The organism is Actinomadura meyerae (assembly GCF_900188445.1).
Lineage (GTDB): Bacteria > Actinomycetota > Actinomycetes > Streptosporangiales > Streptosporangiaceae > Spirillospora > Spirillospora meyerae.
In genome coordinates this window covers 84705-95220 of the sequence record NZ_FZOR01000033.1, presented here as the reverse complement: position 1 = coordinate 95220, position 10516 = coordinate 84705, and the positions used below count along the sequence as shown (strand labels likewise).

The window sequence follows — 10516 nt, the reverse complement described above, 5'->3', positions numbered from 1 at the left end:
CTCGTCCACCTCCGCCGCGAAAGGAGCGATCTTGGCCTCCGCCAGCTCGCGCACCGTCCGCCGCAGCAGCTCATGCTCCTCCGACGGCGCGTACGACGGGTAGTCGCTCATGGTCCCTCCACCTGCCCGACCGATACTTTGACGACAAATATTTTAATGACAAAATAATTGACCGGCCGCGCCCCGGTCAAGGCGGGCCCGCGGGTCACGGGGCGTCCGGCCGGACCCGTCCGGCCGCCGCTCACCGACCTGATGACGCCGAGACCGCCGAACCCGCCGAGCCCGCCGCGAGCTCGTGAAGCGCGTGCGCTCGTCGATGGAACGCCGCTCGGGAATGGCTGCTGGAGCAGGGTTCGAACCCGCATGACGTGATCCAGAGTCACGCATCCTGCCGATTGGATGATCCAGCATGGGTGCCCGCGGGCGGGCGGTGGCGTCCGCCCGCCTCGGGCACGTGCAGAACCAGCCGGGGGTCGTTACTCCCGCCGGGCCCAGTCCAGAGCCGTACCCGGGAATCGAACCCGGTTCTCCTGGGTGGAAGCCAGGTGCCTCACCATTTCGGCTTGTACGGCATGCGGCGGAGCGGAGAACGTTCCGCCGTGTGGATCGGGCCGGACTCGAACCGGCAACCTCCCGCTTGCAAGGCGGGCGCTCTTCCCATTGAGCTACAGACCCCTGATGGACAGGAAATGCTGGACATGAAAAGGCCGCCGGATAGGTCATCCTGGCGGCCTCCGGAGAACCTTCGCGGTCCTATCCGGAGCCGACTCTCTGGACGGCGGTGCCTCGCCGCTGCCCGGCGCCGAGGCGCCTTGGGGCTTGCCGCCCGCCGGCCATGGCCATGACGCACCGCTCCTTCCGTCGCTTCCGTTCCGGCTTGTCCCTTAAAGGATGCTGGACGCCGCGCCCGGTGCGCAAAGCATTTTCCGGCGCGGCGTTTCCGGACGGCGTTTTCGGGGTGGCGTTTTCCGGCAGGTGTCCGCCCCGGGCCATGGCGCACGAATGGCCCGGGGCGGACGTCCCGATACCGTGCCGGATATCGCGGCCCTTTACCGGTGGGCGCGGGTGCGTCGCCCGGAGGGCAGAAGGCGCTGCAGAACGCGGAACGGGAGGGTCACGATGCTGACGATCGTGCCGATGATCGCGCTGAGCGCTGCGCTGATGCGGCGCATGGTATTTCACTCCTTCAGGTCGTCCTGAACGACCCGTACCCCCGTGTCGGGTTTTACACCGGCTTTGCCCCGACAATGACCGTGGCGTAGAACTCGTCGGACGTCCGGACGGCGGCGGACAGCCCGCCCCGCTCGACGGCGGCGACCGCGTCCGGGACCTGGCGTTCGCTCGTCTCGAACAGCAGGTGGCCGCCGGGCGCCAGCCACCGCGCCGCCTCGGCGGTGACGCGGCGCAGCACGTCCAGGCCGTCGGGGCCGCCGTCGAGGGCGACCCGGGGCTCGTGGTCGCGCGCCTCCGGCGGCATCAGCGCCACATCGTCCGTCGGCACGTACGGGACGTTGGCGAGCAGCACGTCGACGCGGCCGCGCAGCGCGTCCGGGAGCGCCGCGAACAGGTCGCCCTCGTGGGCGTGGCCGCCGAGCGGCGCGAGGTTCGCGCGGGCGCACCGGACGGCGGCGGGCTCGACGTCGGCGGCGTGCAGCGCGTACTCCTCCAGGCCGGCGACGAGGGCGGCGCCCAGCGCGCCCGAGCCGCAGCACAGGTCGACCACGACCGGGCGGGGCGGGAGGAGCGCGGCGGCCTCCCGGACGAGGAACTCGGTGCGGCGGCGGGGCACGAACACCCCCGGCTCGACGGCGATCCGCAGGCCGCAGAACTCGGCCCAGCCGAGGACGTGCTCCAGCGGCAGCCCGGCGGCGCGCCGGTCCACCATGGCGGACGCGTCGGCGGGGGTGCGGGCGGTGGCGAGGATCAGCCGTGCCTCGTCCTCGGCGAACACGCAGCCGGCGGCGCGCAGCCTGGAGACGATCGCGGACTCGGTGAGGGGTGTCGTCATCGGGATCCGGACTGTACAGCACCGTCGCGTCCCGAGCAGATGTCGCCTTCCCCGAGAATGGAGCGTTGCCGGTGAGGCGGAGGTGCGGGGTGTCGGAGAGGGCGGCCGGGCTGAAGGCCGACTGCGCGAGCTGTTTCGGCCTGTGCTGCGTCGCGCTGCCGTTCGCGCGGTCCGCGGACTTCGCGGTGGACAAGGCCGCGGGCGAGCCGTGCCGCAACCTCCTGGCCGACTTCCGCTGCGGCGTCCACACCGACCTGCGGGGGCTCGGCTTCCGCGGCTGCACGGTCTTCGACTGCTTCGGCGCGGGCCAGAAGGTGTCGCGGGAGACCTTCGCCGGGCGGGACTGGCGCGCGGACCCCGACGTCGCGCGCCGCATGTTCGCGGTGTTCCCCGTCATGCGGCAGCTGCACGAGCTGCTGTGGTACCTGGACGAGGCGGCGGCGCTGCCCGCCGCCGGGCCGGTCCGGGCCGAGCTCCGGCGGGTCTTCGACGACGTCGAGGGCCTGACCCGTGGCGGGCCCGACGAACTCGCCGCGCTGGACGTCGCGGCCGTGCGGGCGGAGGCGAACGCGCTGCTGCTGCGCGCGAGCGAGCTGGCCAGGGCCGCCGCGCCGGGGCCCCGGGCGGACCGGCGGGGCGCCGACCTCATCGGGGCGCGGCTGAGGGGCGCCGACCTGCGGGCCGCGAACCTGCGCGGCGCGTACCTCATCGGGGCCGACCTGCGCGGCGCGGACCTGCGCTCGGCCGATGTGATCGGCGCGGACCTACGGGACGCCGACCTGCGCGGCGCCGACCTCACCGGCTGCCTCTTCCTCACCCGGGCGCAGCTCGACGCGGCGCGCGGAGACGCCGCCACGCGGTTGCCGGACGCGGTCGGACGCCCGGCGCACTGGTGACCCGCGCCGCCTCACCTTGTTTGGTTTCCCGGTCAAGGGGCATTTTCGCAGCGCACGTCATCGGGGGGTCACGTGGCGCGGGTGAGTTGGTGGGGTACGGGGCTCGTGGCGCTGGCGCTGCTGGTTCTCGCCGCGGGGCTCCCGCTGCTCGACAGGGCGCTCGGCAGCGGCGGCAGGCCCGTCGCGGCCGGCACGGTGCTGTCGGTGGGGGCCGAGCGCGACGGCGTCCGGCCGGTCACGTTCACCGTCCCGTCGCCGGGCTGGGTGCTCGACCGGGCGGAGTCCTCGCTGACCAGCGACATCGAGCTCGCCAACGCCGGCGTCGGGCTGTACGTGCGGGTCGTGGTGCCGCTGGCGCCGCTGGACGCCCGCGCGCTGTGGACCGGCCTCGGCCGGATCGTCGCCGCCGGCGGGCGGTCGCGGCTGAGCGCGGGGCCGGTCCCGATCACCACCGCGCACGGGCTGACCGGGCTGACCGGGCGGCTCGACGGCCGCGAGCGGGTCGGCATGGCGACGGTGTTCGCGCGGTCCACGCTCGGCGCCACGGTGACGGCGTCGGGGCCGCCGGAGGCGTACCGGCGGCTGGCCACCGAGATCGAGGCCCTCGTGCGGACGCTGCGGATCTCGGCGCCGTCATGACGCGCCGGCCCGCGTTCTGGCTGTGGGCGGCGGCGTGCCTGCTCGGGGCCTGGACCGCCTTCCGCGGGATCGGCGCGCAGGCCGCGGCGTTCCCGGCCGGCGCGATCCTCGGGTTAGCGCTGCTCGCCCCGGCGCTGGCCGTGGGCGTGTGGGCGCTGCGGCGGCTGCATCCGATCCGGTCGCTGCCGCTCGGCCACGCGCTCGTCGCGGTGGCGTGGGGCGGGCTCGCCGCGTTCGGCCTCGCGCTGCCCGCCAACGCGGCGTTCCAGGCCGTGCTCGGCAAGACGGCGGGGCCGGGGTTCACCGCGGTGTGGGGCGCGGCGATCGCCGCGCCGGTCGACGAGGAGGTCCTCAAGCTGCTCGGGGTCGTGGTGCTGGCGCTGATGGCGCCGGCCGCGGTCCGCGGGCCGCTCGACGGCTGGGGGTACGGCGCGCTCGCCGGCCTCGGCTTCCAGTTCGCGGAGAACTTCCTGTACGTGCTGAACACGATCGTGCTGACGGGCGCGACGCAGGACGCGAACGCGGCGCTGTTCACCTTCGGCAGCCGGGTGGTCGGCGGGGCGTGGTGGAGCCACTGGGCGATGACGGCGGTCGGCGGCGCGGGCCTCGGCTGCCTGCTCGGGCGGGCGTCGCGGACGAGCGGCGCGGTCGCGGGCGCCGCCTTCGTGCTGTCGATGGCGCTGCACTCGTGGTGGGACGCGCCCGTCCTGGCGGGGGTGGCGCTGCTGCCGGTGAAGGGCGCGCCGATCCTGCTCGCGGCGGTGGTCGCGTACCGGCTGTCGCGGCGCCGGTACCTGTCGCACTTCCGGCGGACGGTGCACGCGGAGACGGCGAAGGGCGTCCTGATCCCCGGCGAGGGGCACGTGCTCGCGTTCCGCAAGTGGCGCCGCAAGGAGCGGTGGGGCGTCCCGGCCGGGGAGCCGCGCCGGCTGCTCGCCCGGCTGCGCGCCGACCAGCTGGCGCTCATCGAGGACGGGCTCGGCGGGCTGGAGCCGGACCCGCTGGCCGCCGACCGGCTGCGGGCCGACATCCGGCTCGTCCGGCACCGGCTCAACTCGGCCGCCGACCCGCGGGCGGCCTGACCCCGCGCAGCCCGGCGGGGAGGACGGCCGCGCAGACGGCCGCGGCGATGAGCAGCGCGGTGCCCGGCCGCTCCGCCGCGAAGGAGCCCATCACGGCGACGCCGAGCGCGGCGCCGAGCTGGCGGACCGCGTTGAGCAGGCCGCCGGCCGCGCCGGCCGTCCCCTCGGGCGCGGCGGTGACCGCGAGGGTCGCGAGGGCGGGCAGGGCGAACGACACGCCGAAGCCAGTGCAGAGCAGTCCCGCGACCAGCGCCGGGTAGGTGGCGCCGCCCGCCAGGACCGCGCCGAACAGCACGCCCGCGGCGGTGAGCAGGGCCAGGCCCGCGAGGACGGGGAGACGCGGCCCGGTGCGCGCGACGATCCGCCCGGTGAGCAGCGGGTTGAACGCGAACGGCAGCGTCATCGGCAGGAACGCCAGGCCGGTCCGCAGCGGCGTGAGGCCCAGGGTCTGCTGGAACACCAGCGGCAGGACGAACAGCACGCCGGTCATCACGAAGTTGACCGCCGCGCCCGCCGCCAGCGCGAACGGCATCCCGGGCGCGCGCAGCACCGCGGGCACGAGGACCGGTGCCGCGCTCCCCCGCTCCCGCGCCGCGAACGCCGCGCCCGCCGCGACCGCGCCGGCGGCCGAGCACGCGGCGTGGACGCCCGCCCCGGCGCCGAGCGCGATGAGCGCGTCGGTCAGCAGGCCGGCCGCCGCGCAGGCGAGGAGCTGCGCGGGCCGGTCGATCGCGCGGGAGCCGCGCGGGCAGGCGACGGCCCGTCCCGCGACGAGCGCGAGGACGGCCGCGGCGAGCGGCACGTTGACCAGGAAGATCGCGCGCCAGCCGGCGAGGCCGACCAGCGCGCCGCCCGCGATCGGCCCGGCGGCGAGCGCGGCGCCGCTCGTCGCCGCCCAGGCCGCGACGGCGCGGGCGCGCTCGGCGGGCACCGGGTAGAGCCGCGCGATCAGCGCCATGGACGCGGGGACGCATCCGGCGGCGGCGACGCCGAGCACGGCGCGCAGGGCGACGAGCGTCCACAGGTCCGGGGCGGCGGCGCAGAGCAGCGACCCGGCGCCGAAGACGGCGATGGAGGCGCGGAACACCCGGTGCGCGCCGTGCCGGTCGGCGACCGCGCCCGCCGACAGCAGCAGCGCGCCGAGCACGACCGTGTAGCCGGTGACGGCCCACTGGAGACCGGCGACGGACGCGCCGAGGGACCGGGCCAGATCGGGTTCGGCCACCGACAGGACGGTGGTGTCGAGCAGGACCATGAAGTAGCCGAGGGAGATGCCGAGCAGGGCGGAGCGCCGCTTCGCGGCGGACCCCGCCGGAACGGGTGCGAGGACTGTGCTCATGGCCGCCCAGTCTGGGAACGGGCGCGGCGGCGCTCCACCGGCTGCGCCGCACGCGGCGTTCGGAATACCCGAACGCTCCGGGCGGGTTGCGGTCGGCATGGAACCGATCGGCATGGAACTGCGCCAGTTGCGGACGTTCGAGGCCGTCGTCGCCCACCGGACCGTCACCGGCGCCGCCGTGGCCCTCGGGCTCGCGCCGTCCTCGGTGTCCGAGCAGATCAGGACGCTGGAGGCGGCGCTCGGCGTGGCGCTGTTCGAGCGCGGCCCGAAGGGGATGCGGCCGACCCCCGCCGGGGAGCGGATGCGGGAGTGGTCGGGGCGGCTGCTGCGGATGGCCGAGCAGGCCCGCCGCGAGGTGGCCGGGGAGCCGCCGGTGCTGCGGCTCGGCGCGCTGGAGTCGATCGCGGCGACGCACGTCCCCGGCGTCCTCGCCCGGCTCGCCGAGCGGCGGCCCGGCCCGCGGGTGGAGGTCCGCTCGGACGCCGCCCGCGACCGGCTGCTGGACGCCGTCGCCGCCGGGGACCTGGACGCGGCGCTGCTGCTGGACGCCGGCGACGGCGTCGGCGGGCTCGGCTTCGCGGCGCCGGCCGCGCCGCTGGACTTCGTCGACCTGGAGCCGGTCCCGCTCGCGCTGGTCGCCGCGCCGGACCACCCGCTCGCCGGCGCGCCCCGCGTCGCCGCCGCCGACCTGCGCGGCGAGCGGCTCCTGGTGAACGTCCCGGCGTGCTCGTTCTGGCTGGCGGGCGAGCGGCTGTTCGGCGCCGCCGTCGAGCGTGTGCGGGCGGGCAGCGTGACCGTGATGAGCTCGTGGGCGGAGCGGGGCCTCGGCGTGGCGCTCGTCCCCGAGTTCGCCGTCCGGGACAGGCTCGACGCCGGCACCCTCGCCCGGCTCGCGCTGGACGCCCCGGCGCTCAGCCTGCGGCTGGTCTGGCGCGCCGACCGCGAGGCGCTCCCCGGGCTGCGCGAGGTGCTCTACGCGGCGGCCGCGCCCTGACCCGGCGAGGGGCCGGCAGGTGCCCGGAGGGCGGCGTTTGCAGTGATCGGGCCGGGGTACCCGCCCAGCGGAATCACTGCTCGGGCCCGGGGAGAAGCGCGCGATGGCGGGACGCAAAGGCCGGTCGAGATCGGCGAGGGCCGGGGAGCTGGCCCAGGGGGTCAACGACCGGCTCGGCTCCACCTCGTTCCTGAGCCAGAACATCAAGAAGGCGTTCCCGACGCACTGGTCGTTCCTGCTCGGCGAGATCGCGCTCTACTCGTTCATCATCCTGATCCTCACGGGCGTCTTCCTCACGCTGTTCTTCAAGCCGAGCGGCGGCGTCCAGGTCTACGACGGCTCGTACGCGCCGCTCAAGGGCGTGCGGATGAGCGACGCGTACGCCTCCACGCTGCGCCTGACGTTCGACGTCCGCGGCGGGCTGCTGATGCGGCAGATCCACCACTGGGCGGCGAACGTCTTCCTCGCGGCGATCGTGGCCCACCTCATGCGGATCTTCTTCACCGGCGCGTTCCGCAAGCCGCGAGAGATCAACTGGGTGATCGGCGTGACGATGTTCACGCTGGCGCTCGCCGAAGGGTTCGCCGGCTACTCGCTACCGGACGACCTGCTGTCCGGCACCGGGCTGCGCATCTTCCAGGGCATCCTGCTGTCCATCCCCATCGCCGGGACCTACCTCAGCCTGTGGGCGTTCGGCGGGGAGTTCCCGGCAAGCGAGGAGTTCATCCCGCGGCTGTTCACGGTGCACATCCTGCTGATCCCGGGGATCCTGATCGCGCTGGTCACCGTCCACCTGATGATCCTGTGGCACCAGACGCACACCCAGTGGCCCGGACGGGGCCGGCGGGAGATGGCGGTGAGCGGCGAGAAGACCTTCCCGAACTTCGCCGCCCAGAGCACGGGCTACTTCCTGTTCACCTTCGGCGTCCTGGCCGGGCTCGCGACGGTCTTCCAGATCAACCCCGTCTGGCTGTACGGGCCGTACGAGCCGGACGAGGTCTCCTTCGGCTCGCAGCCGGACTGGTACGTCGGGTTCCTGGAGGGCTCGCTGCGCATCATGCCGCGGCTGTCGACGACCGTCGCCGGGCACGACGTCGCGTGGAACGTCCTGCTGCCGGCCATCGTCCTGCCGGGGGTCTTCTTCACCGTCATGGGGCTGTACCCGTTCGTGGAGCGCTGGGCCACCGGGGACGAGCGCGTCCACCACCTGCTGGACCGGCCGAGGAACGCCCCGACCCGGACGGGGATCGGCGCGGCGGCCGTCGCCTGGTACGCCAACCTGATGGCGGCGGGCGGCAACGACGTCATCTCCGACACCTTCAAGATCCCGCTGTTCTGGACGACGTGGTTCTTCCGCGTCGGGTTCTTCCTCGCCCCGATCCTGGCGTTCGTCATCGCCCGCCGCGTCTGCCTGAGCCTGCAGCGCCGCGACCTGCGGATCCGCGAGGAGGGCGTGGAGAGCGGCCTGATCTCGCTCAGCCCGGAGGGCGGCTTCGTGGAGCGGCACGAGCAGCCGGAGCGGGACGCCGGGGCCGTCCTGCGGACCCGGCAGCCCGGCGAGCTCGTCGCCCCCTACCCGAACCACATGATCCCGCTGCCGACCCCGAACCGCGCCCGCGCCCAGGTGCGCACCCGCGTCAACCGCTTCTACCTCGACTACCAGTCCGAGTCGTACGGCGGCGGCCAGGGCGATCTGGAGAAGCCGCCGCAGGACGGCGGCGGCCCGCCGGACAAGAGCAGCGGCTGACCCCGCCCGGCCGGCTGGCCCCGCCAGGCCCGCATCACTTGGGCGGCGGGAGCGACGGCTCGGCCTCCTGCGGCGGCTCCAGCGGCGGGTGGTGCAGGTCGAACGCGGGCCGCACGGAGCGGATGCGCGGCATCGACGTGAAGTTGTGGCGGGGCGGCGGACAGGACGTCGCCCACTCCAGCGACCCGCCGGCGCCCCAGGGGTCGTCGGTGTGCACCTTCTCGCCGTGCCGCCACGAGCGCACCACGTTCCACAGGAACGCGAACGTCGACGCGCCCAGGACGAACGAGCCGATGGACGAGATGAGGTTCAGCGTCGCGAACTGGTCGGGGTAGTCGGCGTAGCGGCGCGGCATCCCCTCGGCGCCCAGCCAGTGCTGCACGAGGAACGTCGTGTGGAACCCGAGGAACAGCGTCCAGAAGTGGAGCTTGCCCCAGCCCTCGTGCAGCATGCGGCCCGTCATCTTCGGCCACCAGAAGTAGAACCCGCCGAACATGGCGAACACGACGGTCCCGAACAGGACGTAGTGCAGGTGGCCGACGACGAAGAAGGAGTCGGTGAGGTGGAAGTCCATCGCCGGCGAGGCGAGGATGACCCCGGTCAGCCCGCCGAACAGGAACGTCACGAGGAACCCGAGCGCGAACAGCATCGGGGTCTCGAACGTGAGCTGCCCCTTCCACAGCGTCCCGACCCAGTTGAAGAACTTGATCCCGGTCGGCACGGCGATCATGAAGGAGGTGATGGAGAAGAACGGCAGCAGCACCCCGCCGGTGGCGAACATGTGGTGCGCCCACACCGTCATCGACAGCCCGGTGATCGAGATCGTCGCCGCCACCATGCCGAGGTAGCCGAACAGCGGCTTGCGCGCGAACACCGGGATGATCTCGGTGACGATCCCGAAGAACGGCAGCGCCGCGATGTACACCTCGGGATGGCCGAAGAACCAGAACAGGTGCTGCCACAGCAGCGGGCCGTGGTTCGAGGGGTCGTAGATGTGCGCGCCGAGCTTGCGGTCGGCCTCCAGCGCGAACAGCGCGGCGGTCAGCACCGGGAACGCGATCAGCACCATCAGGCTGGTCAGCAGCACGTTCCAGGTGAAGATCGGCATCCGGAACATCACCATGCCGGGCGCCCGCATCGCGATGATCGTGGTGATGATGTTCACCGAGGTCAGGATGGTCCCGAACCCGGACAGCACCAGCCCCATGATCCACATGTCGGGGCCGAGGCCGGGCGAGTACGTCTGCGACGTCAGCGGCGAGTAGGCGAACCACCCGTAGGCGGCGGCGCCGCCCGGCATGATGAACGACGCCATCACCATCAGGCCGCCGAACAGGAACAGGTAGTAGGTGAGGGCGTTCATCCGCGGGAACGCCACGTCCGGCGAGCCGATCTGCAGCGGGACCAGCACGTTCGCGAACCCGGCGAACAGCGGCGTCGCGAACAGCAGCATCATGATCGTGCCGTGCACGGTGAACAGCTCGTTGTAGGTCTGGTTGCTCACCACCTGCTTGCCGGGCTCCAGCAGTTCGGCCCGCATCAGCATGGCCATGACCCCGGCGGCGAGGAAGAAAAGGAAGGACGTGACGAGGTACAGGTAGCCGACCACCTTGTGGTCGGTGGTGGCCAGGACGTCGCCGATCCGCCTGCCCATGCCGTGCCGCGCGAGCGCGTCGGCGACGCTCGCGTCGTCCCTGCCCCGTACAGCCGTCATCGACGGCCCTCCCTCCCGCCTCGGTGCCCAACGGGGCACTTGCCGCAGGGACGCCGTTCAAACGGCGGGGACGCCGTTCGAGCGGCGGGGGCGGCGG

The 10516-nt window shown here is 73.8% G+C and carries 9 protein-coding genes and 3 tRNA genes; 5 read left to right on the top strand and 7 right to left on the bottom strand.

What is annotated here, in order from left to right:
* Positions 1–335: 335 nt before the first annotated feature.
* The 5 genes from CHF16_RS28400 to CHF16_RS28385 form a co-directional block, all read right to left on the bottom strand.
* Positions 336–410: transfer RNA gene (locus tag CHF16_RS28400), tRNA-Gln, on the bottom strand.
* A 90-nt stretch (positions 411–500) separates the two neighbouring features.
* A tRNA-Gly gene (locus tag CHF16_RS28395) sits at positions 501–572 on the bottom strand.
* 30 nt (positions 573–602) lie between these two features.
* Positions 603–675: transfer RNA gene (locus CHF16_RS28390), tRNA-Ala, on the bottom strand.
* 374 nt (positions 676–1049) lie between these two features.
* Positions 1050–1172 (bottom strand): LPFR motif small protein, encoded by a 123-nt coding sequence (locus CHF16_RS41955; protein ID WP_281259406.1) that lies wholly within the window; start codon positions 1170–1172, stop codon positions 1050–1052.
* Between the two features lie 53 nt (positions 1173–1225).
* The gene (locus CHF16_RS28385) at positions 1226–2008 is read right to left on the bottom strand and encodes a putative protein N(5)-glutamine methyltransferase (protein ID WP_089329199.1); all 783 of its coding nucleotides are present in this window, start codon (positions 2006–2008) and stop codon (positions 1226–1228) included.
* An 89-nt stretch (positions 2009–2097) separates the two neighbouring features.
* Between CHF16_RS28385 and CHF16_RS28380 the strand changes: the two genes are divergently transcribed.
* From CHF16_RS28380 to CHF16_RS28370, 3 genes are all read left to right on the top strand, one after another.
* On the top strand, positions 2098–2904 hold the full coding sequence (locus tag CHF16_RS28380; protein WP_143228153.1) for a pentapeptide repeat-containing protein: 807 nt from the start codon (positions 2098–2100) through the stop codon (positions 2902–2904).
* A gap of 81 nt (positions 2905–2985) precedes the next feature.
* Positions 2986–3543: a hypothetical protein gene (locus CHF16_RS28375; RefSeq protein ID WP_143228152.1), complete on the top strand. Its 558-nt coding sequence runs from the start codon at positions 2986–2988 to the stop codon at positions 3541–3543.
* On the top strand, positions 3540–4625 hold the full coding sequence (locus CHF16_RS28370; protein ID WP_089329197.1) for a PrsW family glutamic-type intramembrane protease: 1086 nt from the start codon (positions 3540–3542) through the stop codon (positions 4623–4625). The genes CHF16_RS28375 and CHF16_RS28370 overlap by 4 nt, the downstream gene beginning before the upstream one ends.
* On the opposite strand, the gene CHF16_RS28365 is transcribed toward CHF16_RS28370, so the two are convergent.
* The gene (locus tag CHF16_RS28365; protein ID WP_089329196.1) at positions 4594–5964 is read right to left on the bottom strand and encodes an MFS transporter; all 1371 of its coding nucleotides are present in this window, start codon (positions 5962–5964) and stop codon (positions 4594–4596) included. The genes CHF16_RS28370 and CHF16_RS28365 overlap by 32 nt on opposite strands.
* A 97-nt stretch (positions 5965–6061) precedes the next feature.
* On the opposite strand from CHF16_RS28365, the gene CHF16_RS28360 reads away from it, so the two are divergent.
* Positions 6062–6958 (top strand): LysR family transcriptional regulator, encoded by an 897-nt coding sequence (locus CHF16_RS28360; protein WP_218826876.1) that lies wholly within the window; start codon positions 6062–6064, stop codon positions 6956–6958.
* 103 nt (positions 6959–7061) lie between these two features.
* Positions 7062–8705 carry a cytochrome bc1 complex cytochrome b subunit gene (gene qcrB / locus CHF16_RS28355; RefSeq protein ID WP_089329195.1) on the top strand — a complete coding sequence of 548 codons (1644 nt, stop codon included), beginning with the start codon at positions 7062–7064 and terminating at the stop codon, positions 8703–8705.
* A gap of 34 nt (positions 8706–8739) precedes the next feature.
* On the opposite strand, the gene ctaD is transcribed toward qcrB, so the two are convergent.
* On the bottom strand, positions 8740–10419 hold the full coding sequence (ctaD, locus tag CHF16_RS28350; protein ID WP_089329194.1) for an aa3-type cytochrome oxidase subunit I: 1680 nt from the start codon (positions 10417–10419) through the stop codon (positions 8740–8742).
* Positions 10420–10516: the final 97 nt, after the last annotated feature.

What these genes read in the sequence shown, in the direction of transcription:
- CHF16_RS41955 (WP_281259406.1), bottom strand. Translation starts at nt 1,172, where the DNA reads ATGCGCCGCATCAGCGCAGCGCTCAGCGCGATCATCGGCACGATCGTC.
- CHF16_RS28385 (WP_089329199.1), bottom strand. Translation starts at nt 2,008, where the DNA reads ATGACGACACCCCTCACCGAGTCCGCGATCGTCTCCAGGCTGCGCGCC.
- CHF16_RS28370 (WP_089329197.1), top strand. Translation starts at nt 3,540, where the DNA reads ATGACGCGCCGGCCCGCGTTCTGGCTGTGGGCGGCGGCGTGCCTGCTC.
- CHF16_RS28365 (WP_089329196.1), bottom strand. Translation starts at nt 5,964, where the DNA reads ATGAGCACAGTCCTCGCACCCGTTCCGGCGGGGTCCGCCGCGAAGCGG.
- CHF16_RS28360 (WP_218826876.1), top strand. Translation starts at nt 6,062, where the DNA reads ATGGAACCGATCGGCATGGAACTGCGCCAGTTGCGGACGTTCGAGGCC.
- qcrB (WP_089329195.1), top strand. Translation starts at nt 7,062, where the DNA reads ATGGCGGGACGCAAAGGCCGGTCGAGATCGGCGAGGGCCGGGGAGCTG.
- ctaD (WP_089329194.1), bottom strand. Translation starts at nt 10,419, where the DNA reads ATGACGGCTGTACGGGGCAGGGACGACGCGAGCGTCGCCGACGCGCTC.